Raw genomic sequence first — 23,328 nt, forward strand, 5'->3', positions numbered from 1 at the left:
CAAGCGCCCGCCCCGGCCCGTCGTCGTACGACAGGAGAGACACAAGGTGCAGTTGGTAGTCGCGCGGATCGGTCGCGCCCACGGCATCAAGGGCGAGGTCACCGTCGAGGTGCGCACGGACGAGCCGGAGCTGCGGCTCGCGCCCGGAGCCGTCCTGGCCACCGAGCCGGCCACGGCGGGACCGCTGACGATCGAGACCGGCCGGGTGCACAGCGGCCGGCTGCTGCTGCGTTTCGAGGGCGTGAAGGACCGTACGGCCGCCGAGGCGCTGCGCAACACCCTGCTGATCGCCGACGTCGACCCGGCGGAACTCCCTGAGGACCCGGAGGAGTTCTACGACCATCAGCTGATGGACCTCGATGTGGTCCTCGCCGACGGCACCGAGGTCGGCCGGATCACCGAGATCACGCACCTGCCGTCCCAGGACCTCTTCATCGTGGAGCGCCCGGACGGCAGCGAGGTGATGATCCCGTTCGTCGAGGAGATCGTCACCGAGATCGACCTGGAGGAGCAGCGCGCGGTGATCACCCCGCCGCCCGGGCTGATCGACGCGAGCGAGGCGGTCGTGGCCTCCGCGCGCGAGGAGGAGGACGGGCCGGCCGGCGGCGACGGGCCCGGGGCGACGGGCAAGGACGCCTGATGCGCCTCGACGTCGTCACGATCTTCCCCGAGTACCTGGAACCGCTGAACGTCTCCCTGGTCGGCAAGGCCCGCGCCAACGGCCGCCTCGACGTGCACGTGCGCGACCTGCGCGACTGGGCGTACGACCGCCACAACACCGTGGACGACACCCCGTACGGCGGCGGTCCCGGCATGGTCATGAAGACCGAGCCGTGGGGCGACGCCCTGGACGAGGCGCTGGCGGACGGCTACGAGGCGGGGGCGCACTCCCCGGTCCTCGTGGTGCCGACGCCGAGCGGCCGGCCGTTCACCCAGGAACTCGCCGTCGAACTCTCCGAGCGGCCCTGGCTGATCTTCACCCCGGCCCGGTACGAGGGGATCGACCGGCGGGTGTCCGAGGAGTACGCCACCCGGATGCCGGTGGTCGAGGTGTCCATCGGCGATTACGTGCTGGCGGGCGGGGAAGCGGCGGTGCTGGTGATCACCGAGGCGGTGGCCCGGCTGCTGCCCGGCGTGCTCGGCAACGCCGCCTCCCACCAGGACGACTCCTTCGCACCCGGCGCGATGGCCAACCTCCTGGAGGGGCCCGTCTACACCAAGCCGCCCCAGTGGCGCGGCCGGGGCATCCCCGACGTGCTGCTCAGCGGCCACCACGGGCGGATCGCGCGCTGGCGGCGGGACGAGGCGCTGCGCCGTACGGCCGCCAACCGGCCCGATCTGATCGAGCGGTGCGAGGCGTCCGGCTTCGACAAGAAGGACCGGGAGATGCTCTCCATCCTCGGCTGGTCACCGGAGCCCGGCGGCCGATTTTGGCGCAGGCCCGAGGCCGTGGAAGAATAGGCCGCTGCTGTACGTCCGCGTGCGCCCCTGCCACAGGGGGAAAGACGCCCGTCCGACGCGATCAGCCCTTCGCACTCATCACTCTCTCCCGTCGATGACCTGTGGCATCGGCGAAGAAAGCAGACAACATGGCTTCCCTGCTCGACGACGTCAATGCCGCGTCGCTGCGTACCGACGTCCCGGCGTTCCGTCCCGGCGACACCGTCAACGTTCACGTCCGCGTGATCGAGGGCAACCGCTCCCGTGTCCAGCAGTTCAAGGGCATCGTCATCCGCCGCCAGGGCGCGGGCGTCAGCGAGACCTTCACGGTCCGCAAGGTCTCCTTCAGCGTCGGCGTCGAGCGCACCTTCCCGGTGCACAGCCCGATCTTCGAGAAGATCGAGCTCGTGACCCGCGGTGACGTCCGTCGCGCCAAGCTGTACTTCCTCCGTGAGCTGCGCGGCAAGGCCGCGAAGATCAAGGAGAAGCGCGACCGCTGAGCTGACTGCCTGGTCCACAGGACGGCCGGATAAGCTCTGGCCCCGATGGACACGGAAGCAGAACTCCAGGAGCGCGATCGCTCCTCCGCACCCGATACGGGTCCGGAGGAGCGGTCGCGCTCCTCTCGTTTGCGGCACCGGGTCGCCGCCTCGCTGTCCGGGCGGCGCCTCTTCGCGCTCGGTGCCGCCTGCGCGGTCTTCGTGCTCCTCTTCAGCGCCTTCGTGGTGCAGCCCTTCCTGATCCCGAGCGGCTCGATGGAGTCCACGCTCCGGGTGGGCGACCGGGTACTCGTCAACAAACTGGCGTACCGTTTCGGCTCCGTGCCCCGGCGTGGTGACGTGGTGGTCTTCGACGGCACCGGCTCCTTCGTGAGCGAGGGCGCGGAGGAGAACCCCGTGACCGCGCTGCTGCACGGGGCGGTGGCGTCCCTCGGGCTCGCCGAGCCCGCCGAGACCGACTTCGTGAAGCGGGTGGTGGGTGTGGGGGGCGACCGGGTGGTCTGCTGCGACGAGCGGGGCCGGATCGAGGTGAACGGCCGGCCGCTGGACGAGGACTACCTCTACCCCGGTGACGCGGCCTCCCGGGCCCCCTTCGACATCGTGGTGCCGGACGGCACCCTGTGGATGATGGGCGACCACCGCAGCCGCTCCCGTGACTCCCGCGACCACCTGGGCGAGCCGGGCGGCGGCATGGTGCCGGTGGACCGGGTGATCGGGCGGGTCGACTGGTTCGGCTGGCCGTTCGGCCGGATCGGTCCCCTGCCGGGCACCCCGGCATTCGACGGCATACCGGCGCCGGGCCCGGCCCATGGGTAACCGCGGGCGCCACGGCGACGCGGCGCCCGGGGGGAGCACGCCGCCCGCAGACGGAGCGCGCTCGCTGCCCACCCGGGCGGAGCGGCGCAGGCTGGCCCGCAAGGTGAAGCGCAAGCGGCGCAGGTCGGCGGTGCGGGAGATCCCGCTGCTGATCACGGTGGCGCTGTTGGTCGCGCTGGTCCTCAAGACGTTCCTGGTGCAGGCCTTCGTGATCCCCTCCGGGTCGATGGAGCAGACCATCCGGATCGGCGACCGGGTGCTCGTGGACAAGCTGACGCCCTGGTTCGGGTCCAAGCCGCAGCGCGGCGACGTCGTGGTGTTCCGCAACCCCTCGGACTGGCCGCCGCCGAACCAGGTGAGCCCGAAGGAGTCCCCCGTCGTCATCAAGCAGGTGAAGGAGGCGCTCACCTTCATCGGGCTGCTTCCCTCGGACGACGAGCAGGATCTGATCAAGCGGGTCGTGGCCGTCGGGGGCGACACCGTGAGGTGCTGCGAGCAGGACGGGCGGCTCGTCGTCAACGGCGTGGCGGTCGACGAACCCTATGTTTTCCCCGGGGATTCCCCCTCCACCATCAAATTCGAGGTAAAGGTTCCGGCGGGCCGCCTCTTCGTCATGGGGGACCACCGCTCCAATTCCGCCGATTCACGCTTCCACCTGGACAAGACGGCGAACGGCACGATCTCCGAGGACGCGGTCGTGGGGCGGGCGAAGTGGATCGTCTGGCCCTTCGGGCACTGGAGCGGTCTTGAGGAACGCTCGGCGTTCTCCTCGGTCCCGGACGCGCGCGCCGGTACGGCGGCTGCCTCGGGGCCGTCGAATAGTGTGTCCGAGTATCCCAACGGATTGACCCGGCTCCCGACCCCTGCGGAACTCCCGCTCGTTATGGGAGTGGTGGGCCTGCATCGGCTAGGACGCAGGCGGTGGCACGGAGTAAGGAGTGGATGTGGGGGATTTGGCGGTCGGCGCACGATCCGGACACGACGAACCCGAGGACCGGCCGGGCAGTCCGGCGCATGCCGAGTCCGCCGGAGAAGCGGCGGACGGGGCGACGGCGGGCGGGGCGGAGAGTGACGGCGGCGCGTCCGGCGGCAGCACGGCCCGGAAGAAGAATCCCCGCCCGTTCTGGAAGGAACTGCCCCTCCTCATCGGGATCGCGCTGGTTCTGGCGTTGCTGATCAAGACGTTTCTGGTGCAGGCGTTCTCGATTCCCTCGGATTCGATGCAGAACACGCTCCAGCGCGGTGACCGGGTGCTGGTCGACAAGCTGACCCCGTGGTTCGGCTCGGAGCCGGAGCGCGGCGAGGTGGTCGTCTTCCACGACCCGGGCGGCTGGCTGGAGGACACCCAGGCACCCGAGCCGAACGCGGTGCAGAAGTTCCTCAGCTTCATCGGTCTCATGCCCTCCGCCGAGGAGAAGGACCTGATCAAGCGGGTCATCGCGATCGGCGGTGACACCGTGGAGTGCAAGAAGAACGGACCGGTCGTGGTCAACGGCAAGGCGCTGGACGACAAGTCGTTCATCTTCGAGGGGAACAGCGCCTGCGACGACCAGCCGTTCGGCCCGATCAAGGTTCCCAAGGGCCGGATCTGGGTGATGGGCGACCACCGGCAGAACTCGCTCGACTCCCGGTACCACCAGAATCTGCCGGGCGGCGGCACCGTCTCCACCGACGAGGTGGTCGGCCGGGCCATCGTGATCGCGTGGCCGGTCAACCGCTGGGCGACCCTCCCGGTCCCTAAGACCTTCGACCAGCCGGGCATCAACGCCGCGGCCGCCGCCGCGGCGGCGGCGCCCGGAGCGATCGGCCTCGCGGGCGCCGTACCGCTGGTGCTCTGGCGCAGGCACCGCCGGACCTCGCCCCGGCGGACGACGTAACCGACGGACCGCCCCCTGCCCGCAGGGGGCGGTTCTCCGATACGGCGGGCCGCCGGCGGGACGGTCCGATGGGCAGGCAACCGGCGCAGAGTGAGGAAGCGGAACGTGAGTGGAGTGGCAGGCGGAGCACGGCCCGAGCAGGGGCCCACACGGCAGCCGGAACCGGCCGACACGACGGACCCCGGCGCCGGCGCCGGGGACGAGCCGGTGGAAGCGCCCGAAGCCGAGCCGGACGGCGGCAGGGACAAGAAGAAGTCCTCCCGCCCGTTCTGGCAGGAACTGCCCCTCCTCATCGGGATCGCGCTGGTTCTGGCGTTGCTGATCAAGACGTTTCTGGTGCAGGCGTTCTCGATTCCCTCGGATTCGATGCAGAACACGCTCCAGCGCGGTGACCGGGTGCTGGTCGACAAGCTGACCCCGTGGTTCGGCTCGGAGCCGGAGCGCGGCGAGGTCGTCGTCTTCCACGACCCGGACGGCTGGCTGAAGGACGAGCCGACCCCGAAGCCGAACGCCGCGCAGAAGTTCCTGAGCTTCGTCGGGCTGATGCCGTCCGCCGAGGAGAAGGACCTGATCAAGCGCACGATCGCGGTCGGCGGTGACACCGTGGAGTGCAAGAAGGGCGGCCCGGTCGAGGTCAACGGCAAGGCGCTCGACGAGCCGTACGTCTTCCCCGGTAACAGCGCCTGCGACGACATGCCCTTCGGCCCGTTCAAGGTGCCCGACGGCAAGATCTGGGTGATGGGCGACCACCGGCAGGACTCGTCGGACTCGCGCTACCACACCGACGACGCGAACAAGGGCTTCGTGCCGGTGAGCCAGGTCGTGGGCCGGGCCGTGGTGGTGGCGTGGCCGGTCGACCGCTGGGCGACGCTGCCCGTGCCGGACACCTTCGACCAGCCAGGCATCAGCGCCGCCGCCGGGGCCGCGCCGGGTGCCATCGGCCTCGCCGGTGCCCTGCCGCTCGTGCTGTGGCGCCGGCGGAGGCTGACCGCCGGGCGTACTGCCGGGTAGGGTGCCCACGCGGATCAGCGATTGTCGATCTCCGATGGGGGACGCCGGTATGGGTGCAACAGGTCGTACGGATGACGGCCGCGGCCGGCTCGGCAGCAGGCTGTCCTCAGTGGCCGTGGCCCTCGGCTGCGTGCTCTTCCTCGGCGGCTTCGCCTGGGGGGCCGTGGTGTACCGGCCCTACACGGTCCCGACCGGCTCGATGACGCCCACGGTGAACGCGGGCGACAAGGTCCTCGCACAGCGGGTGGGCGGCAGCGAGGTCCGGCGCGGTGACGTGGTCGTCTTCACCGACCCGGAGTGGGGCGACATGCCCATGGTGAAGCGGGTCGTCGGCACCGGCGGCGACAAGATCGTCTGCTGCGGCAAGGACGGCCGCCTCACGGTCAACGGCATACCCATCGACGAACCGTATCTGCAGGCGTCCGGCCGCGCCTCGGGCGAGGACTTCACGGCCGAGGTGCCGAAGGGGCAGCTCTTCCTCCTGGGCGACGACCGCACGGTCTCGCTGGACTCCCGGGTCCACCTGGAGGACGCCACCCATGGCTCGGTGCCGCGCGGAGCCGTACAGGCCCGGGTCGACGCCGTCGCCTGGCCGCTCGGCTCCATGGTCGACAGGCCCCAGGCCTTCGCCGCGCTGCCCGGCGGGATCTCGTCGGCCGGGCCGCTGAAGCTCCAGCTCGCCGCCATGGTGGTGGGCATCGTGCTCATCCTCGGCGGTGCCGTGTACGGCCCGCTCGCGGCCCGCTCCGCCCGGCCGAAGCGGAACACGCAGCCGAAGGCGGCCGCCGGTGTCCGCTGAGGTGCGGAAGGTCTCCCGCCTGGTACTCCTCGACCCGGACGACCGCATTCTGCTGATGCACGGCTTCGAACCGGAAGACCCGGAACGCACCTGGTGGTTCACCCCGGGCGGCGGCCTGGAGGGCGACGAGACGCACGAGCGGGCCGCGTTGCGCGAGCTGGCCGAGGAGACCGGGATCACCGACGTCGAACTGGGCCCGGTCCTCTGGCAGCGGCGGTGCTCCTTCCTCTTCGACGGCCGGCGCTGGGAACAGGACGAGTGGTATTTCCTGGCCCGTACGGCACAGACAGCCACCGACACCAGCGGGCACACATGGCTGGAACGCCGCAGTGTCACGGGTCTGAGGTGGTGGACCTCCGCCGAACTGTCGGCGGCCCGTGAGACGGTGTACCCGACCGGACTCGCCGAGCTGCTCCGGACGCTGCTCGCCGAGGGTCCTCCGGGTACGCCGGTGGTTCTGGCCCCCGAAAACGCCTGAGCGGCCGGGGCGCCGGGGGCCGGCGCACAATGGGGAAACGCACGGCTGAAGGGGAACATGCCAATGAGCGCCGAGGACCTCGAGAAGTACGAGACCGAGATGGAGCTGAAGCTCTACCGGGAGTACCGCGATGTCGTCGGTCTGTTCAAATATGTGATCGAGACCGAACGGCGCTTCTACCTCACCAACGACTACGAGATGCAGGTTCACTCGGTCCAGGGCGAGGTGTTTTTCGAGGTGTCCATGGCGGATGCCTGGGTCTGGGACATGTACCGGCCCGCACGGTTCGTCAAGCAGGTACGCGTGCTGACGTTCAAGGACGTCAACATCGAGGAGCTCAACAAGAGCGACCTCGAACTTCCGGGTGGCTGAGTTATCCACAATCGCCCGCTTGTCCACCAAGATCCACTGAAGTAGGGCGGACGCGTCAGAGTCGGTGCCGGAGGTGGTGCCGATATGAACGCACGGGGGGCTCTCGGGCGGTACGGCGAGGACCTGGCGGCGCGGCTGCTGGCCGACGCCGGCATGTCCGTACTGGAACGGAACTGGCGCTGTCGCGCAGGCGAGATCGACATCGTCGCGATGGACGGTGACGCGCTCGTCATCTGTGAGGTGAAGACCCGCAGGGCGGGCGCGTTCGAGCATCCGATGGCCGCTGTCACACCGGCCAAGGCGGACCGGCTGCGACGGCTGGCCGCGCTCTGGCTGGACCGGCACGGCGGCCCGCCGCCGGGCGGGGTGCGCATCGACCTGGTGGGCGTGGTGCTGCCCACTCGCGGCGCGCCCCTGGCCGAGCACGCGCGGGGGGTGGCCTGATGGGGTTCGCACGTGCCTGCTCGGTGGCGCTGGTCGGCGTCGAGGGCGTGGTGGTGGAGGTCCAGGCGGACCTGGAGGCCGGGGTGGCGGCGTTCACCCTGGTGGGGCTGCCGGACAAGAGCCTGGTGGAGAGCCGGGACCGGGTCAGGGCCGCCGTGGTCAACTCCGGGGCGGAGTGGCCGCAGAAGAAGCTCACCGTGGGGCTGTCCCCGGCCTCGGTGCCCAAGGGCGGATCGGGCTTCGACCTCGCCGTCGCGTGCGCGGTGCTGGGCGCCGCCGAGCGGATCGACCCCGCCTCGATCGACGACGTGGTGATGATCGGGGAGTTGGGGCTCGACGGCCGGGTGCGCCCGGTGCGGGGGGTGCTGCCCGCCGTCCTCGCGGCGGCCGAGGCCGGCTACCGGCAGGTGGTCGTCCCCGAACAGAGCGCGGGCGAGGCGGCCCTCGTGCCCGGGGTCTCCGTGCTCGGGGTGCGCAGCCTGCGGCAGCTGATCGCGGTGCTGTGCGACGAACCCGTGCCCGACGAACAGCGGGCCCACGACGAGGGGCGCCCCGACACCATGCTGGCCGGGCTGATGATGCCCGGCGCCGGACTGGGCACCGGCATCGCGAGGGCTTCGGCGACGGGCGAGGGCGCCCGGCCGGACCTGGCTGACGTGGCGGGGCAGGAGAGGCCGCGCAAGGCCCTGGAGGTTGCCGCGGCCGGTGGCCACCACCTGCTGCTCACCGGCCCGCCGGGCGCGGGCAAGACGATGCTGGCCGAGCGGATGCCCGCGATCCTGCCGCCGCTGACCAGGCAGGAGTCCCTCGAAGTGACCGCCGTGCACTCGGTCGCCGGCATCCTGCCGCCGGGCGAGCCGCTGGTCTCCCGGGCGCCCTACTGCGCGCCGCACCACTCGGCGACCATGCAGTCGCTGGTCGGCGGGGGCAACGGGTTGCCGAGACCCGGCGCCGTCTCGCTCGCTCATCGCGGGATTCTCTTTCTGGACGAGGCGCCGGAATTCTCCGTCCGGGCACTGGACGCGCTGCGCCAGCCCCTGGAGTCCGGGCACGTCGTGGTGGCGCGGAGCGCCGGGGTGGTGCGGCTGCCGGCCCGGTTCCTGATGGTGCTCGCCGCCAACCCCTGCCCGTGCGGGCGGCACACCCTGAGCGGGCAGGGCTGCGAGTGCCCGCCGTCCGCGGTGCGGCGCTACCAGGCCCGGCTCTCCGGGCCGCTGCTGGACCGGGTGGACCTGAGGGTGGTCGTCGACCCGGTCACGCGGGAGGACCTGATGGGGCGGGGCGGCCGGGGCGAGTCCACCGCGACCGTCGCGGCCCGGGTGCGCGAGGCCCGGGCGCGGGCGGCCGAGCGGCTGGCGGGGACGGCCTGGACGACCAACAGCGAGGTCCCCGGCCATGAGCTGCGGACCCGGCTGAGTGCGGCGCCGGGCGCGCTGATGGCGGCCGAGCGGGACATGGAGCGGGGCCTGCTCACCGCGCGGGGCCTGGACCGGGTGCTGCGGGTGGCGTGGACGGTCGCGGACCTGCGCGGTGCCGACCGCCCCGACGCCTCGGACATCGCGGTGGCCCTGGAACTGCGCAGCGGCATCCCACGCGGGACCTCGCTGGGGGCGGGGGCGGGGGCGGGATGACGGGGGAGGAGGCGGGACGCGGGGGCGGCGCGGTGGCCACGGTGCGCGGGTTCGGCGGCGGGGGAGCCGCGCCCGCGTGCGGCGGCGCGGCGGTGACCGGGGGCGTGGGTGCGCGGGAGCGGCTGGCGCGGGCGGCGCTCACCCGGGTGCTGGAGCCGGGCGACGAGCGTGGCGGCCGGTGGCTGCGGGAGTGCGGGGCGGCGGAGCTCTGGCGCCGGATCACGGTCCCGGGCGGGGAGGCGGAGCGGCTGGGCGGCATGACGGTGAGGCGGCTGGCCGGCTACCGGCTGAGGGCCGAGGGCGTCGATCCGGAGCGGGATCTGGCGGCCGTGGCGGCGGTCGGCGGGCGCTTCGTCTGCCCCGGCGATCCGGAGTGGCCGACGCAGCTCGACGACCTGGGCGATGCGCGACCGACCGGGCTCTGGGTGCGGGGGAGGCCCGATCTGCGGCTCTGGGCGCTGCGCTCGGTCGCCGTGGTCGGCGCCCGCGCCTGCACGCCGTACGGGGCGCACATGGCGACATCGCTGGGCGCGGGCCTGGCGGAGCGGGGCTGGGTGGTGGTCTCGGGGGCGGCCTTCGGGGTGGACGGGGCGGCGCACCGCGGTGCGCTGGCCGCCGGTGGGGCGACGATGGCGGTGCTGGCCTGCGGGGTCGATGTCGCCTACCCGCGCGGACACGCCGAGCTGATCGGGCGGGTGGCCGAACAGGGGCTCGTCATCGGTGAACTGCCGCCGTCCGAACACCCGACGCGCAGCAGGTTCATCCTGCGGAACAGGGTGATCGCCGCGTTGACGCGGGGGACGGTCGTGGTCGAGGCCGAGTACCGCAGCGGCTCCCTCGTCACGGCGCGCAGTGCGCAGCGGCTCGGCCGGTTCACCATGGGCGTTCCCGGGCCGGCAACCAGTGGCCTGTCGGCGGGCGTCCACGAACTCCTGCGAGGGGAGGGCGTGCTCGTGACGGACGCGGCTGAAGTGGCCGAACTCGTAGGGAACATCGGGGATCTGGCCCCGTCCAGAAGCGGTCCCGTGCTGGCCCGGGACCTGCTTGACACCGTCGCCGGGAGGGTGCTCGACGCCCTGCCCGCCCGTACGGCCGTCGACGCCCGGGAGGTGGCGCGCGCCGCCGGTACGAGCGCCGACGAAGCCCTCGGCAAGCTGTACGAACTGCACTCACTGGGATTCGTCGAACGTGAAGGCGAAGGATGGAGGTTGACGCGACGGCCGAGTTGCCGGGACGACGCGCGGCGAGGCGGTTCTTGACCTGGGGCATTCGGGTGAAAAGGTGATGCCGATGACCTCGGCGGACGCTTCGACGGTGCCTGAGGGGCCGGTGCCTGCGGCGGCGGCCCCGGGCCCCCGACGTGTCCGCACCCCGGCGGGCTGTCATGTCCGCGGCTCGGTCGCGCGTCATGTCCGTCCGCCCGGGAGCGCACGGCCCCCATCGCTTATCCTGCGCGCACCGCGACAACACAGTCACGCTACGCTCACAAGGATTCCGCCCCAGAGACAAGTCCCAGTACTTCACGGCAGAACGGCTCAAGGCACCACATGCCCCAGCACACCTCCGGGTCTGACCGCGCGGCAGTACCACCGGCTGCGCGTGGCACTGTGCGCCCTCCCGCCCCGTCCTCGCTCGACGAGTTGTGGCGTTCGTACAAGACGACGGGCGACGGAAGGCTGCGGGAGCAGCTGATCCTGCACTACTCGCCCCTGGTGAAGTACGTCGCCGGCCGGGTGAGCGTGGGGCTGCCGTCCAACGTCGAGCAGGCCGACTTCGTCTCCTCCGGGGTCTTCGGGCTGATCGACGCGATCGAGAAGTTCGACATCGAGCGGGCGATCAAGTTCGAGACGTACGCGATCACCCGCATCCGGGGCGCGATGATCGACGAACTCCGGGCGTTGGACTGGATTCCGCGCTCCGTCCGGCAGAAGGCGCGAGCCGTGGAGCGCGCCTACGCCACCCTGGAGGCCCAGCTGCGGCGCACCCCGTCGGAGGCGGAGGTCGCGGCGGAGATGGACGTCACGCTGGACGAACTGCACGCGGTTTTCAGCCAGTTGTCATTGGCCAATGTGGTGGCGCTGGAGGAGCTGCTCCATGTGGGCGGCGAGGGCGGCGACCGGCTGAGCCTGATGGACACGCTGGAGGACACCGCCGCCGACAATCCGGTGGAGGTGGCCGAGGACCGGGAGCTCAGGAGGCTGCTGGCCCGTGCGATCAACACCCTCCCGGACCGCGAGAAGACGGTCGTCACGCTCTACTACTACGAGGGCCTCACCCTCGCCGAGATCGGCAACGTCCTCGGGGTCACCGAGAGCCGGGTCAGCCAGATCCACACCAAGTCGGTGCTCCAGCTCCGCGCGAAACTGGCGGACGCCGGCCGCTGAGCAGCGGGCCCGCCCCGGGCCCCGCCCCGCTGCCGCCGCCCCGGGCCCGCCCGCCCCGCTGTCGCCCTCCGGAGGCCCGCTTCGGCCACCATTCGGGCCGCGCCCGCTCTCTGCGGCGGCCGTCGCCGTAGAGTGGAGGCGTGCCCAGGATTCGAGCGGCCTCCGTGGCCGAGCACCGGACCATGCAGCGCGGCGCCCTCCTGGACGCAGCGCGCTCTCTGCTGTCCGAAGGGGGCACGGAGGCGCTGACCTTCCCCGCCCTCGCCGAACGTACGGGCCTCGCCCGGTCCTCCGTCTACGAGTACTTCCGCTCCCGCGCTGCCGTCGTCGAGGAGCTGTGCGCCGTCGACTTCCCCGTCTGGGCGGCCGAGGTCGAGAACGCGATGGAGCGGGCGGGGACGCCCGAGGAGAAGATCGAGGCGTACGTCCGCCGGCAGCTCGACCTCGTCGGGGACCGGCGCCACCGGGCCGTGGTCGCGATCTCCGCCAGTGAACTGGACGCGGGCGCGCGCGAGAAGATCCGGGCCGCGCACGGCGGTCTGATCGCCATGATCGTCGAGGCGCTCGGCGACCTCGGCCACGAGGAGCCCCGGCTGGCGGCCATGCTGCTGCAGGGCTCCGTGGATGCCGCGGTCCGGCGTATCGAGCTGAGCGTGGCGGAGGAGCCCGGTGTCATCGCGGACACCGCCGTCGCCATGATCCTCAACGGCGTCCGGGGCGCCGCGGCCGCCCGGGACTGACCCCGGCCCGGCCACCGCCACCGCCCGGGCCACTACCTCCACCGCCCGGCCTGGCCACGGCCACCGTCCGGACCGCCGCCTTCACCGCCCGGCCCGGCCACGGCCACCGTCCGGGCCACCGCCGCCCGGGCCGCCACCTCCGTCGCCCGGCGAGGACCACCAGTACCGCAGGGCCGGCCGGGCCCCGCCGCCGGGCGCGCCGGCCCGCCACCGCCCGGACCGCCACCGCCCAGGCCACCACCGCCCGGGCCGCCACCTCCGTTGCCCGGCCCGCCACCGCCACCGCCCGGCGAGGACCACCAGTACCGCAGGGCCGGGCGGGCCTCCGCCGCCGGGCGTGCCGGGCCGTCCGCCGCTCCCGGTGGTTGCCCGCGCCCCGGAAGCCGCCTCCGGCAGCGGCACACCGAACACCGGCAGCAGCCGCGAAGGGCCGCGCCGCAGCAGTGAGGCCGGCAGCAGCGACAGCGGGTCCAGATACGCGTCCGCGCGGCGCAGTCCCCAGTGCAGACAGCCCGACGGGCAGTGGAACGGCCCCGCCTCCAGCACGGCCACCACCTGCCCCGCCGTGACCTCGTCGCCCTTCGCGACGAGCGGGCGCACCGGCTCGTACGTGGTCCGCAGCGGCGGGTCGCCCGTCCCGGCGACCTCGATCGAGACCACCCCGCGCCCGGCGACGCCGCCCGCGAACGAGACCCGGCCCGGCGCGGCGGCCAGCACCTCGGTGCCCGGTACGGCGGCCAGGTCGACCCCCCGGTGCCCCCGCCCGTACGGTGTGGCCGGCGGCTCCCACCCCCGTACCACCGCGGGCCGCCCCGCCAGCGGCCAGACCCGCCCACCGGCGCCCGCCCCCGCCGCCACGGCCGCGCCGGGACGGCCGCCCCACGCCACCACCAGCAGGGCGAGGACGAGAGCCCAGGGGGTGGTCCGCCAGCACGTGCGGCGGTCGCCGTCTCGGGTCCGGGCAGCAGCCCGGCCGGATGTGATTCGCATGGCACCACCGTCCCCCGGGGCCCGGGATCGCGGGGATCATGGACCGGATCTGTGGACTACCCACCGGTTGTGGACAGCGCCGTCACCCGGGACCCGACTGGTCCCGTACACTTCTTCTGGCGATCCGGGTCACCGGGTCGACTTCGCACGCCCCGCCACCACCCGCTCAGCGGAGGTGGCCGCGCCTCTCGGTCCCTCGTGGCACGGCGCGTCGGGGCGTCAGGCGCGACAGCAATCCTGCTGTCGCGAAACCGAGTACCTCAAGGAGTACGGCCATGGCCGTCGTCACGATGCGGGAGCTGCTGGAAAGCGGCGTCCACTTCGGTCACCAGACCCGTCGCTGGAACCCGAAGATGAAGCGCTTCATCTTCACCGAGCGCAACGGCATCTACATCATCGACCTGCTCCAGTCGCTGTCGTACATCGACCGCGCCTACGAGTTCGTCAAGGAGACCGTCGCCCACGGCGGCTCCATCATGTTCGTGGGTACGAAGAAGCAGGCCCAGGAGGCCATCGCCGAGCAGGCGACGCGCGTCGGCATGCCGTACGTCAACCAGCGTTGGCTCGGTGGCATGCTCACCAACTTCTCCACCGTCTACAAGCGCCTTCAGCGTCTGAAGGAGCTCGAGCTCATCGACTTCGAGGACGTGGCCGCCTCCGGCCTCACCAAGAAGGAGCTCCTGGTCCTCTCCCGCGAGAAGGCCAAGCTGGAGAAGACCCTCGGTGGTATCCGCGAGATGCAGAAGGTGCCGAGCGCCGTCTGGATCGTCGACACCAAGAAGGAGCACATCGCCGTCGGTGAGGCGCGCAAGCTCCACATCCCGGTCGTCGCGATCCTCGACACCAACTGCGACCCCGACGAGGTCGACTACAAGATCCCGGGCAACGACGACGCGATCCGCTCCGTCACCCTGCTCACCCGCGTGATCGCCGACGCCGTCGCCGAGGGCCTCATCGCCCGCTCCGGCGCCGCGACCGGCGACTCGAAGCCGGGCGAGAAGGCCGCCGGCGAGCCGCTCGCCGAGTGGGAGCGTGACCTGCTCGAGGGCGACAAGAAGGCCGACGCCGAGGTTCAGTCCTCGGTCGAGACCGAGAAGGACGCCGCCGCCGACGCGGAGCCGGCCGCCATCGCCGCCGAGCAGGCCGAAGCCCCGGCCGAGCAGGCCGAGGCCCCGGCCGCGGACGCCGAGCAGGCCTGACACCCGTCACGGCTGAAGACGGCGGGGGCCGGTGCCACAAGCACCGCCCCCGCCGTCCACCCGTAGATCTTTCAGACTTCGAGAGAGAACACAGACTCATGGCGAACTACACCGCCGCTGACGTCAAGAAGCTCCGCGAGCTCACCGGCGCCGGCATGATGGACTGCAAGAAGGCGCTCGACGAGGCCGACGGCAACGTCGACGGAGCCGTCGAGGCGCTGCGTATCAAGGGCCAGAAGGGCGTCGCCAAGCGCGAGGGCCGTTCCGCCGAGAACGGCGCGGTCGTCTCCCTCGTCTCCGAGGACAAGACGTCCGGCGTTCTGGTCGAGCTGAAGTGCGAGACGGACTTCGTCGCCAAGGGTGACAAGTTCCAGGCCGTCGCCAACGCGCTGGCCGCGCACGTCGCCGCGTCCTCCCCGGCCGACCTGGAGGCGCTCCTCGCCTCCGAGATCGAGCCCGGCAAGACCGTCCAGGCGTACGTGGACGAGGCCAACGCCAACCTCGGCGAGAAGATCGTCCTGGACCGCTTCGCGCAGTTCCAGGGTGCCTACGTCTCCGTGTACATGCACCGCACGATGCCCGACCTGCCGCCGCAGATCGGTGTCATGGTCGAGCTGGACAAGGCCGACGCCGACCTGGCGAAGGGCCTCGCCCAGCACATCGCCGCCTTCGCGCCGAAGTACCTGGCCCGCGAGGACGTCCCCGCGGACGTCGTCGAGGCCGAGCGCCGCGTCGCCGAGGAGACCACCCGCGCCGAGGGCAAGCCCGAGGCCGCCCTCCCGAAGATCGTCGAGGGTCGCGTCAACGGCTTCTTCAAGGAGGCCACCCTCCTCGGCCAGCCGTACGCGCTGGACAACAAGAAGTCCGTCCAGAAGGTCCTGGACGAGGCCGGTGTCACCCTGAAGCGCTTCACGCGAATCAAGGTCGGCATCTGAGTCGTCCGCGAAAAACGGCGGACCCCGATAGGGTCTGGTGCAGTCGACGGCCGCACACCGCCGTACGACCGCAGATCTGACGAGGAGGCCATTGCCGCTGAGGGACACCAGGCCCACCGGCAATGGCCTTCTTCGTATGTGCACGAGGAGAATCTCCATGAACAAGGGCGCGGACGCCGCCAAAGGTGACCACAAGCGCGACGACGGCAAGGTGCCCGGACGCTTCATGCTGAAGCTGTCCGGAGAGGCGTTCGCCGGAGGCGGGGGTCTCGGTGTCGACCCCGACGTCGTGCACGCCATCGCCCGCGAGATCGCGGCGGTCGTCCGGGACGGCGCGCAGATCGCGATCGTCATCGGCGGCGGCAACTTCTTCCGCGGCGCCGAGCTCCAGCAGCGGGGCATGGACCGGGCCCGCTCCGACTACATGGGCATGCTCGGCACCGTGATGAACTGCCTCGCGCTCCAGGACTTCCTGGAGAAGGAGGGCATCGACTCCCGCGTCCAGACCGCCATCACCATGGGCCAGGTCGCGGAGCCGTACATTCCGCTGCGTGCCGTACGGCACCTGGAGAAGGGCCGCGTCGTCATCTTCGGCGCCGGCATGGGCATGCCGTACTTCTCCACCGACACCACCGCCGCCCAGCGTGCCCTGGAGATCGACGCGGAGGCGCTGCTCATGGGCAAGAACGGCGTGGACGGGGTCTACGACGCCGACCCGAAGACCAACCCCGCGGCGGTGAAGTTCGACGCGCTGGAGTACAGCGAGGTGCTGGCCCGCGATCTCAAGGTCGCCGACGCCACCGCCATCACGCTCTGCCGTGACAACGACCTGCCGATCCTCGTCTTCGAGCTCACCACCGCGGGCAATATCGCCCGCGCCGTCAAGGGTGAGAAGATCGGCACGCTCGTGAGCGACCAGGGCACCCGCGCCTGACAACGGGTGGTTCCACCGGTGAGGCCCGGTGGAACCCGGGGCGCGGGACCGCCCCGGAAGATGGACAACGGCCTGCCGGTCGGACACCGTGCAGGTGAGGACGCGACGCAGGACCCGCCGGGCCCGAGCACGCCGGGCCCTTTCAAGACACGCAGGAGCACGTGGTGATCGAAGAAACCCTCCTCGAGGCCGAGGAGAAGATGGAGAAGGCCGTCGTCGTCGCGAAAGAAGACTTCGCCGCGATCCGTACCGGCCGTGCGCACCCGGCGATGTTCAACAAGATCGTCGCCGACTACTACGGCGCGCCGACCCCGATCAACCAGCTGGCCTCGTTCTCGGTGCCCGAGCCCCGTATGGCCGTCGTGACGCCGTTCGACAAGACGGCGCTGCGCAACATCGAGCAGGCCATCCGCGACTCGGACCTCGGCGTCAACCCGAGCAACGACGGCAATATCATCCGGGTGAACTTTCCCGACCTGACCGAAGAGCGCCGTCGCGACTACATCAAGGTCGCGAAGACCAAGGCCGAGGACTCCAAGATCTCGATCCGGGCCGTCCGCCGCAAGGCCAAGGAGACGCTCGACAAGCTGGTCAAGGACAAGGAGTCCGGCGAGGACGAGGTGCGCCGCGCCGAGAAGGAACTCGACGACACCACCGCGAAGTACGTCGCGCAGGTGGACGAGCTGCTGAAGCACAAGGAAGCCGAGCTGCTCGAAGTCTGATGAACGACTCTTCCTGGGGCGCTCCGCAGGGCGCCGGCCACCGGGTCGCGCCCGAGATGCGGGCCGCTGCGGCGGGTCCTGCATACGATGCGCATGACGCCCAGCAGACTCGGCCCATGCCCATCGTGCCGGACGTTCCCGACGCAGGTAGAGACGCTGAAGACCGTGATCACCGGGAACAGGGGGCCGGACGCCCGAGCGGCGGCCCCCTGTTCCGCGACGAGAAGCCGCAGGAGCCCATGCCCACCGCGCCGCCGCCACCCCCGCAGAAGAAGCGTGCGGGCCGTGACCTGGGAGCCGCCATAGGGGTCGGCCTGGGGCTCGGCGCCCTGGTCGTCGTCTCGCTCTTCGTCGTCAAGGCGGTCTTCGTCGGCGTGATCGTGCTCGCCGTCGTCGTCGGCCTGTGGGAGCTGACCTCCCGGCTGGAGGAGCGCAAGGGCATCAAGGCTCCGCTCGTGCCGCTCGCGGTCGGCGGCGGGGCCATGGTCGTCGCCGGGTACGCGTGGGGCGCCGAGGGGGCCTGGGCCGCCATGGCCCTGACCGCTCTGGCGGTCCTCGTCTGGCGGATGACACAGCCGCCGGAGGACTACCTCAGGGACGTCACGGCGGGCGTCTTCGCCGCGTTCTACGTGCCCTTCCTGGCCACCTTCGTCGCCATGCTCCTGACCGCCGACGACGGGCCGCAGCGGGTACTCACCTTCCTGCTGCTGACCGTGGTCAGCGACACGGGGGCGTACGCGGTCGGCTGGCGGTTCGGCAAGCACAAGCTCGCGCCGCGCATCAGCCCCGGCAAGACCCGCGAGGGCCTGTTCGGGGCGGTCAGCTTCGCGATGGTGGCCGGTGCGCTGTGCATGCAGTTCCTGATCGACGACGGTTCCTGGTGGCAGGGGCTGCTGCTCGGGCTCGCCGTCGCGGCCAGCGCCACCCTCGGTGACCTGGGCGAGTCCATGATCAAGCGGGACCTCGGGATCAAGGACATGGGCACCCTGCTGCCCGGCCACGGCGGGATCATGGACCGGCTGGACTCGCTGCTGCCGACCGCGCCGGTGGTCTGGCTGCTGCTGGTGCTCTTCGTCGGCTCCGGCTGAGCGCGCGCAGACCTGTTCACACGCCTAGGGTCCGCCGTCCACGGGACGGCGGACCCTACGCGTGTGACGTCAGCCGTTTTCCCGCAGGGCGGCGCGCATGTGGTGGTACAGGCCCAGCGTCCGCCGGCGCATCAGCAGAATCCAGAGGATGAACGCGGCCACGAGGACCGCCACGCCCAGCGAATACCCCAGCGAGCCGCGGATGGCGCCGAGGACGAGCAGGCCGACCGCCACCAGCCCCATGACACCCAGCCAGTACGGCAGCCACCGCCCGCCCCGTTCGATCTTCCCCAGCTCGTCGTCCACCAGCCGTCGCATGACCGCCCGCTCCTCCGGGTCCCGGGGCACCTCACGATGCCGGATCTTGCGGCCGAGGTCGGCGATGGTACGCGGGCCGACCCCGGTCGCACGGGCGGTCCGGTGGCGCTGCACGGCCAGGGTGCCCATGACCACGGCGGTGTAGAGGGCGCCCTGGACCACCCATAAGCCCGGATGCTCGTCGCGCCGGAACAGCGCACCCAGGCCCACGCCGAGCACGAGGACCAGCAGGCCCTGCCCGATCAGGCTGTCGCTGAACCAGTGCTTCACGGTGTGCACGGCACCTACCTCCTGCGGCATCTGCGGAATCTCCCTGTGACGACCCGGTTACCCCCAACGGCCCGGTCCATCGGTGCTCCGGCCGCCCGCCCGGCCGGCGCACCCGGGTACCTCCGCGCGTCTGCGACACTGGAGGAACCATGCCTAAGCCCGGAGAACTCACTTTCGTCGCGCCCCGCGGAGCCAAGAAGCCGCCGCGGCACCTCGCGGACCTCACGCCCGTCGAGCGCAGGGAGGCCGTCGCCGCGATCGGCGAGAAGCCGTTCCGCGCCCAGCAGCTCTCGCAGCACTACTTCGCGCGGTACGCGCACGACCCGGCGGAGTGGACCAACATCCCGGCCGGGTCGCGGGACAAGCTCGCCGAGGCGTTGTTCCCCGACCTGATGTCCGTCGTCCGCCACATCAGCTGCGACGACGACACCACCCGCAAGACCCTGTGGAAGCTGCACGACGGGACGCTGGTCGAGTCCGTCCTGATGCGCTACCCGGAGCGGGTCACGATGTGCATCTCCTCACAGGCCGGCTGCGGGATGAACTGCCCGTTCTGCGCCACCGGGCAGGCCGGTCTCGACCGCAACCTGTCCACCGCCGAGATCGTCCACCAGATCGTGGACGGCATGCGGGCGCTGCGCGACGGCGAGGTCCCCGGCGGCCCGGCCCGGCTCTCCAACATCGTGTTCATGGGCATGGGCGAGCCGCTGGCCAACTACAACCGCGTGGTCGGTGCGATCCGCCGGCTGACCGACCCCGAGCCCGACGGCCTCGGTCTGTCGCAGCGCGGGATCACCGTCTCCACCGTCGGCCTGGTGCCCGCGATGCTGCGGTTCGCCGACGAGGGCTTCAAGTGCCGCCTCGCGGTCTCGCTGCACGCCCCGGACGACGAACTGCGCGACACCCTCGTACCGGTGAACACCCGGTGGAAGGTGCGCGAGGTGCTGGACGCGGCGTGGGAGTACGCGGAGAAGTCCGGCCGCCGCATCTCCATCGAGTACGCGCTGATCCGCGACATCAACGACCAGGCGTGGCGCGGGGACCTGCTCGGCCGGCTCCTCAAGGGCAAGCGGGTCCACGTCAACCTGATCCCGCTGAACCCCACCCCCGGATCGAAGTGGACGGCCTCCCGGCCCGAGGACGAGCGGGCGTTCGTCGAGGCGATCGCCGGACACGGTGTGCCGGTCACGGTCCGCGACACCCGGGGCCAGGAGATCGACGGGGCCTGCGGGCAGCTGGCGGCCTCCGAGCGCTGAGGCCGGGCGTGGGGCTCCGAACGCGCTGGGGCCGGACGCGGTGGCCTGCGAGCGCTGGGCCGAGCGGCCCGGGGCCATGGGCGGCCCCGGGGCCGAAAAGGGCCGTGTAGCCTGGGGCCGAAATCAACTGCATATTCCGACAGGGGAGCGCCACAGCGCTGAGAGTGCGGCACCGAGGACAGGTTGGCCGCAGACCCTCTGAACCTCGCCCGGGTCATTCCGGGTAGGAAGTTCGGACCATACTCAAGCTGTTGCGCCCTGCCCGCTTCCGGTTCGCGCCGGTGCGGGCGGGGCCGCGTCTCTTCCTGGTCACTCCAGGAGGAATCACATGAGCACCACCAGGAAGGCCGCGCTCGCGGCCGTCGCCGCCGCGCTCGGCGCCACCGCGCTGGCCGGCTGCGGAAGTTCCGACGACCCGGCCTCCGGCGCCGCCGGCACCAAGGGCGCCGGCTCCAAGACCGTCACGCTCGTCAGTCACGACTCCTTCAACGCCTCCAAGGACGTGCTGAAGGAGTTCACCCGCGAGACCGGCTACACCGTCAAGGTGCTGAAGAGCGGTGACGCGGGCGCCGCCCTCAACCAGGAGATCCTGACCAAGGGCTCCCCGCGCGGCGACGTGTTCTTCGGCGTCGACAACACCCTGCTCTCGCGCGCCCTCGACAACGGCCTGTTCACGCCGTACGAGGCCAAGGGGCTGGACCGGGTCCCGGCCGAGGTCCAGCTCGACGCGGGCAAGCACCGGGTCACCCCGGTCGACACCGGCGACATCTGCGTCAACTACGACAAGAAGTACTTCGCCGACAAGAAGCTCGCGCCGCCGAAGACCTTCGCCGACCTGGCGAAGCCCGCGTACAAGGACCTGCTCGTCACCGAGAACGCCGCGACCTCCTCGCCCGGCCTCGGCTTCCTCCTCGGCACCGTCGCCACGTACGGCGAGGACGGCTACCAGGACTACTGGAAGAAGCTGAAGGACAACGGCGTCAAGGTCGTCGACGGCTGGGAGCAGGCGTACAACGAGGAGTTCTCCGGCTCCGCGGGCGGCAAGAAGGCCAAGGCCGACCGCCCGCTCGTCGTCAGCTACGCCTCCAGCCCGCCCGTCGAGGTGCTGTACGCCGACCCGCAGCCCAAGACCGCTCCGACCGGGGTCGCCACCGGGACGTGCTTCCGCCAGATCGAGTTCGCCGGTCTGCTGGACGGGGCGAAGAACGAGGCCGGCGGCAAGGCCCTGCTCGACTTCCTGATCGGGAAGAGGTTCCAGGAGGACATGCCGCTCACCATGTTCGTCAGCCCGGTCGCCAAGGACGCGAAGGTGCCGGAGCTCTTCACCAAGTTCGGTGCCACCGCCGAGAAGCCGGCGACCGTCGCCCCGGACACCATCGCCAAGAACCGTGAGCAGTGGGTCCAGTCATGGTCCTCGCTCGTAGTGAAGTAGCGGAGAATCCCGTACGCGGACCGGGCGCGCGCGGGAAGTCCGCACGCGCCCGGGCCCGGCGCGGGAACGCGGTCCGGCTCGGTCTCATGGCCGTGCCCGTCGCCTTCTTCGCCGTGTTCTTCGCCTATCCCGTCGCCGCGATCGTCGGCCGCGGGCTCAAGGCGGACGGCGTCTGGCAGTTCGGCCGGTTCGGGGAGGTGCTGGCCCGGCCGGAGATCGGGGGCGTCCTCTGGTTCACCCTGTGGCAGGCGCTCGCCTCGACCGCGCTGACCCTGCTGATCGCGCTGCCCGGCGCGTATGTCTTCGCCCGGTTCGACTTCCCCGGCAAGCAGGTGCTGCGGGCCGTCGTCACGGTGCCGTTCGTGCTGCCGACCGTCGTCGTGGGCACCGCCTTCCTCGCGCTGCTCGGCCGCGGCGGTCTGCTCGACGAGCTGTGGGGCGTACGGCTCGACACCACCGTGTGGGCGATCCTGCTGGCCCACGTCTTCTTCAACTACGCCGTCGTCGTCCGCACGGTCGGCGGACTCTGGGCGCAGCTCGACCCGCGCCAGGAGGAGGCCGCCCGGGTCCTGGGCGCCGGCAGGTTCGCCGCCTGGCGGCGTGTCACCCTGCCCGCGCTCGCCCCCGCCCTGGCCGCCGCGGCGCTGATGGTCTTCCTCTTCACCTTCACCTCCTTCGGGGTCGTACAGATCCTCGGCGGGCCCGGCTTCTCCACGCTGGAGGTGGAGATCTACCGGCAGACCGCGCAACTGCTCGCCCTGCCCACGGCGGCCGTGCTGACGCTCGTGCAGTTCGCCGCCGTCGGCGCGATCCTCGCCGTGCACGCCTGGACCGTACGGCGCAGGGAACGCGCGCTGAAGCTGGTCGACCCGGCACAGACCGCCCGCAGGCCGAGCGGCGCCGGACAGTGGACGCTGCTCGCGGGCGTGCTGCTGAGCGTGCTGCTGCTGATCCTGCTGCCGCTCGCCGTGCTGGTGGAGCGCTCGCTCGGCGGGTCCGGCCTCGCCTACTACCGCGCGCTCACCTCGGCGGACGCCAACAGCGGTACGTTCCTGGTCGCGCCCATCGAGGCGATCGGGAACTCGCTGCGCTACGCCCTGGTCGCCACCCTCATCGCCCTGGTCGTCGGCGGACTGGCCGCCGCCGCGCTCACCCGCCGGGCGGGCCGGCTCGTACGGGGCTTCGACGCGCTGCTGATGCTGCCGCTCGGGGTCTCCGCGGTCACCGTCGGCTTCGGCTTCCTGATCACCCTGGACAAGCCGCCGCTGGACCTGCGGACCTCCTGGATTCTGGTGCCGCTCGCCCAGGCGCTGGTCGGGGTGCCCTTCGTCGTACGGACCATGCTGCCGGTCCTGAGAGCGGTGGACGCGCGGCTGCGCGAGGCGGCCGGGGTGCTCGGCGCCTCGCCGCTGCGGGCCTGGCGCGAGGTGGACCTTCCGCTGGTGCGGCGGGCGCTGCTGGTCGCCGCCGGGTTCGCGTTCGCCGTGTCGTTGGGGGAGTTCGGGGCCACCGTGTTCATCGCGCGGCCCGACAACCCGACGCTGCCGGTGGCGGTGGCCCGGCTGCTAGGGCGTTCCGGGGAGCTCAACTACGGCCAGGCGATGGCCCTCAGCACCATTCTGATGCTCGTGTGCGCGGTGTCGCTGCTGCTGCTCGAACGCATCCGCACCGACCGATCCGGGGAGTTCTAGA

At 71.6% G+C, this 23,328-nt stretch carries 24 protein-coding genes, 1 pseudogene and 1 riboswitch; of the genes and pseudogenes, 23 read left to right on the forward strand and 2 right to left on the reverse strand.

The genetic code is table 11. The annotated features are described in order from the left end of the window. The first annotated feature begins 46 nt into the window (after positions 1-46). The 15 genes from rimM (at position 47) to E6P78_RS14470 (ending at position 12,492) form a co-directional block, all read left to right on the forward strand. Positions 47-640: a ribosome maturation factor RimM gene (rimM, locus tag E6P78_RS14400; RefSeq protein ID WP_136203965.1), complete on the forward strand. Its 594-nt coding sequence runs from the start codon at positions 47-49 to the stop codon at positions 638-640. Next, positions 640-1,461 (forward strand): tRNA (guanosine(37)-N1)-methyltransferase TrmD, encoded by an 822-nt coding sequence (gene trmD / locus E6P78_RS14405; RefSeq protein WP_136203966.1) that lies wholly within the window; start codon positions 640-642, stop codon positions 1,459-1,461. The genes rimM and trmD overlap by 1 nt, the downstream gene beginning before the upstream one ends. Positions 1,462-1,589: 128 nt before the next feature. Beyond that, positions 1,590-1,940, forward strand: a complete 351-nt coding sequence (gene rplS, locus E6P78_RS14410; protein ID WP_136203967.1) for a 50S ribosomal protein L19 — start codon at positions 1,590-1,592, stop codon at positions 1,938-1,940. A gap of 45 nt (positions 1,941-1,985) precedes the next feature. Beyond that, on the forward strand, positions 1,986-2,756 hold the full coding sequence (gene lepB, locus E6P78_RS14415; protein ID WP_136203968.1) for a signal peptidase I: 771 nt from the start codon (positions 1,986-1,988) through the stop codon (positions 2,754-2,756). Further along, positions 2,749-3,828 carry a signal peptidase I gene (lepB, locus tag E6P78_RS14420; RefSeq protein WP_240799208.1) on the forward strand — a complete coding sequence of 360 codons (1,080 nt, stop codon included), beginning with the start codon at positions 2,749-2,751 and terminating at the stop codon, positions 3,826-3,828. The genes lepB (E6P78_RS14415) and lepB (E6P78_RS14420) overlap by 8 nt, the downstream gene beginning before the upstream one ends. Then, on the forward strand, positions 3,710-4,633 hold the full coding sequence (gene lepB / locus E6P78_RS14425; protein WP_136203998.1) for a signal peptidase I: 924 nt from the start codon (positions 3,710-3,712) through the stop codon (positions 4,631-4,633). Before lepB (E6P78_RS14420) ends, lepB (E6P78_RS14425) begins: the two co-directional genes overlap by 119 nt. 207 nt (positions 4,634-4,840) lie before the next feature. Continuing rightward, positions 4,841-5,644: a signal peptidase I gene (gene lepB / locus E6P78_RS14430; protein WP_240799213.1), complete on the forward strand. Its 804-nt coding sequence runs from the start codon at positions 4,841-4,843 to the stop codon at positions 5,642-5,644. A 49-nt stretch (positions 5,645-5,693) separates the two neighbouring features. Next, entirely contained in the window at positions 5,694-6,443 is a 750-nt protein-coding gene (lepB, locus tag E6P78_RS14435) for a signal peptidase I (protein ID WP_168712621.1), read from the forward strand. Then, positions 6,433-6,921 carry an NUDIX hydrolase gene (locus E6P78_RS14440; protein ID WP_136203969.1) on the forward strand — a complete coding sequence of 163 codons (489 nt, stop codon included), beginning with the start codon at positions 6,433-6,435 and terminating at the stop codon, positions 6,919-6,921. The genes lepB (E6P78_RS14435) and E6P78_RS14440 overlap by 11 nt, the downstream gene beginning before the upstream one ends. A gap of 63 nt (positions 6,922-6,984) precedes the next feature. Next, the gene (locus E6P78_RS14445; RefSeq protein WP_003965949.1) at positions 6,985-7,293 is read left to right on the forward strand and encodes a DUF2469 domain-containing protein; all 309 of its coding nucleotides are present in this window, start codon (positions 6,985-6,987) and stop codon (positions 7,291-7,293) included. Between the two features lie 84 nt (positions 7,294-7,377). Further along, positions 7,378-7,737, forward strand: a complete 360-nt coding sequence (locus E6P78_RS14450; RefSeq protein ID WP_136203970.1) for a YraN family protein — start codon at positions 7,378-7,380, stop codon at positions 7,735-7,737. Further along, positions 7,737-9,368, forward strand: coding sequence for a YifB family Mg chelatase-like AAA ATPase (locus tag E6P78_RS14455; protein WP_136203971.1), 1,632 nt, complete (start codon positions 7,737-7,739; stop codon positions 9,366-9,368). Before E6P78_RS14450 ends, E6P78_RS14455 begins: the two co-directional genes overlap by 1 nt. Next, complete coding sequence (dprA, locus tag E6P78_RS14460; RefSeq protein ID WP_240799210.1) at positions 9,365-10,627, forward strand: DNA-processing protein DprA; 1,263 nt, start codon at positions 9,365-9,367, stop codon at positions 10,625-10,627. Before E6P78_RS14455 ends, dprA begins: the two co-directional genes overlap by 4 nt. A gap of 288 nt (positions 10,628-10,915) precedes the next feature. After that, the gene (whiG, locus tag E6P78_RS14465; RefSeq protein ID WP_136203972.1) at positions 10,916-11,752 is read left to right on the forward strand and encodes an RNA polymerase sigma factor WhiG; all 837 of its coding nucleotides are present in this window, start codon (positions 10,916-10,918) and stop codon (positions 11,750-11,752) included. Positions 11,753-11,916: 164 nt separating this feature from the next. After that, a complete protein-coding gene (locus tag E6P78_RS14470) occupies positions 11,917-12,492 on the forward strand; it encodes a TetR/AcrR family transcriptional regulator (protein WP_136204002.1) in 576 nt (191 codons plus the stop codon). A gap of 384 nt (positions 12,493-12,876) precedes the next feature. On the opposite strand, the pseudogene E6P78_RS33870 reads toward E6P78_RS14470, so the two are convergent. After that, positions 12,877-13,329, reverse strand: a pseudogene (locus E6P78_RS33870) (M23 family metallopeptidase); the annotation flags it as partial. Positions 13,330-13,757: 428 nt separating this feature from the next. Here E6P78_RS33870 and rpsB point away from each other — a divergent pair. The 5 genes from rpsB (at position 13,758) to E6P78_RS14505 (ending at position 18,360) form a co-directional block, all read left to right on the forward strand. Next, complete coding sequence (gene rpsB, locus E6P78_RS14485) at positions 13,758-14,681, forward strand: 30S ribosomal protein S2 (protein WP_136203973.1); 924 nt, start codon at positions 13,758-13,760, stop codon at positions 14,679-14,681. A 98-nt stretch (positions 14,682-14,779) separates the two neighbouring features. Then, positions 14,780-15,616, forward strand: a complete 837-nt coding sequence (gene tsf / locus E6P78_RS14490; protein ID WP_136203974.1) for a translation elongation factor Ts — start codon at positions 14,780-14,782, stop codon at positions 15,614-15,616. Between the two features lie 157 nt (positions 15,617-15,773). Beyond that, positions 15,774-16,550: a UMP kinase gene (pyrH, locus tag E6P78_RS14495; protein ID WP_136203975.1), complete on the forward strand. Its 777-nt coding sequence runs from the start codon at positions 15,774-15,776 to the stop codon at positions 16,548-16,550. 164 nt (positions 16,551-16,714) lie between these two features. Further along, the gene (frr, locus tag E6P78_RS14500; protein WP_018551793.1) at positions 16,715-17,272 is read left to right on the forward strand and encodes a ribosome recycling factor; all 558 of its coding nucleotides are present in this window, start codon (positions 16,715-16,717) and stop codon (positions 17,270-17,272) included. After that, positions 17,272-18,360 carry a phosphatidate cytidylyltransferase gene (locus E6P78_RS14505; RefSeq protein ID WP_136203976.1) on the forward strand — a complete coding sequence of 363 codons (1,089 nt, stop codon included), beginning with the start codon at positions 17,272-17,274 and terminating at the stop codon, positions 18,358-18,360. The genes frr and E6P78_RS14505 overlap by 1 nt, the downstream gene beginning before the upstream one ends. A gap of 69 nt (positions 18,361-18,429) precedes the next feature. Here the strand turns inward: E6P78_RS14505 and E6P78_RS14510 are convergent, their stop codons facing one another. Further along, positions 18,430-18,978: a hypothetical protein gene (locus tag E6P78_RS14510; protein WP_136203977.1), complete on the reverse strand. Its 549-nt coding sequence runs from the start codon at positions 18,976-18,978 to the stop codon at positions 18,430-18,432. A gap of 119 nt (positions 18,979-19,097) precedes the next feature. Between E6P78_RS14510 and rlmN the strand changes: the two genes are divergently transcribed. The 3 genes from rlmN (at position 19,098) to E6P78_RS14525 (ending at position 23,327) form a co-directional block, all read left to right on the forward strand. Further along, positions 19,098-20,204: a 23S rRNA (adenine(2503)-C(2))-methyltransferase RlmN gene (rlmN, locus tag E6P78_RS14515; RefSeq protein WP_136203978.1), complete on the forward strand. Its 1,107-nt coding sequence runs from the start codon at positions 19,098-19,100 to the stop codon at positions 20,202-20,204. Positions 20,205-20,335: 131 nt separating this feature from the next. After that, a riboswitch (TPP riboswitch) is annotated at positions 20,336-20,452 on the forward strand. Between the two features lie 80 nt (positions 20,453-20,532). Then, entirely contained in the window at positions 20,533-21,636 is a 1,104-nt protein-coding gene (locus E6P78_RS14520) for a thiamine ABC transporter substrate-binding protein (RefSeq protein ID WP_136203979.1), read from the forward strand. Positions 21,637-21,722: 86 nt separating this feature from the next. Then, positions 21,723-23,327 (forward strand): iron ABC transporter permease, encoded by a 1,605-nt coding sequence (locus E6P78_RS14525; RefSeq protein ID WP_136203980.1) that lies wholly within the window; start codon positions 21,723-21,725, stop codon positions 23,325-23,327. Position 23,328: the final 1 nt, after the last annotated feature.

It is taken from the genome of Streptomyces sp. A0958, from assembly GCF_004795035.1.
Classification (GTDB): domain Bacteria; phylum Actinomycetota; class Actinomycetes; order Streptomycetales; family Streptomycetaceae; genus Streptomyces.

What these genes read in the sequence shown, in the direction of transcription:
- rplS (WP_136203967.1), top strand. Translation starts at nt 1,590, where the DNA reads ATGGCTTCCCTGCTCGACGACGTCAATGCCGCGTCGCTGCGTACCGAC.
- trmD (WP_136203966.1), top strand. Translation starts at nt 640, where the DNA reads ATGCGCCTCGACGTCGTCACGATCTTCCCCGAGTACCTGGAACCGCTG.
- E6P78_RS14520 (WP_136203979.1), top strand. Translation starts at nt 20,533, where the DNA reads ATGAGCACCACCAGGAAGGCCGCGCTCGCGGCCGTCGCCGCCGCGCTC.
- tsf (WP_136203974.1), top strand. Translation starts at nt 14,780, where the DNA reads ATGGCGAACTACACCGCCGCTGACGTCAAGAAGCTCCGCGAGCTCACC.
- rpsB (WP_136203973.1), top strand. Translation starts at nt 13,758, where the DNA reads ATGGCCGTCGTCACGATGCGGGAGCTGCTGGAAAGCGGCGTCCACTTC.
- dprA (WP_240799210.1), top strand. Translation starts at nt 9,365, where the DNA reads ATGACGGGGGAGGAGGCGGGACGCGGGGGCGGCGCGGTGGCCACGGTG.
- lepB (WP_168712621.1), top strand. Translation starts at nt 5,694, where the DNA reads ATGGGTGCAACAGGTCGTACGGATGACGGCCGCGGCCGGCTCGGCAGC.
- rlmN (WP_136203978.1), top strand. Translation starts at nt 19,098, where the DNA reads ATGCCTAAGCCCGGAGAACTCACTTTCGTCGCGCCCCGCGGAGCCAAG.
- E6P78_RS14450 (WP_136203970.1), top strand. Translation starts at nt 7,378, where the DNA reads ATGAACGCACGGGGGGCTCTCGGGCGGTACGGCGAGGACCTGGCGGCG.
- lepB (WP_136203968.1), top strand. Translation starts at nt 1,986, where the DNA reads ATGGACACGGAAGCAGAACTCCAGGAGCGCGATCGCTCCTCCGCACCC.
- pyrH (WP_136203975.1), top strand. Translation starts at nt 15,774, where the DNA reads ATGAACAAGGGCGCGGACGCCGCCAAAGGTGACCACAAGCGCGACGAC.
- E6P78_RS14510 (WP_136203977.1), bottom strand. Translation starts at nt 18,978, where the DNA reads ATGCCGCAGGAGGTAGGTGCCGTGCACACCGTGAAGCACTGGTTCAGC.
- whiG (WP_136203972.1), top strand. Translation starts at nt 10,916, where the DNA reads ATGCCCCAGCACACCTCCGGGTCTGACCGCGCGGCAGTACCACCGGCT.
- E6P78_RS14525 (WP_136203980.1), top strand. Translation starts at nt 21,723, where the DNA reads ATGGCCGTGCCCGTCGCCTTCTTCGCCGTGTTCTTCGCCTATCCCGTC.
- E6P78_RS14445 (WP_003965949.1), top strand. Translation starts at nt 6,985, where the DNA reads ATGAGCGCCGAGGACCTCGAGAAGTACGAGACCGAGATGGAGCTGAAG.
- E6P78_RS14505 (WP_136203976.1), top strand. Translation starts at nt 17,272, where the DNA reads ATGAACGACTCTTCCTGGGGCGCTCCGCAGGGCGCCGGCCACCGGGTC.
- lepB (WP_240799208.1), top strand. Translation starts at nt 2,749, where the DNA reads ATGGGTAACCGCGGGCGCCACGGCGACGCGGCGCCCGGGGGGAGCACG.
- E6P78_RS14455 (WP_136203971.1), top strand. Translation starts at nt 7,737, where the DNA reads ATGGGGTTCGCACGTGCCTGCTCGGTGGCGCTGGTCGGCGTCGAGGGC.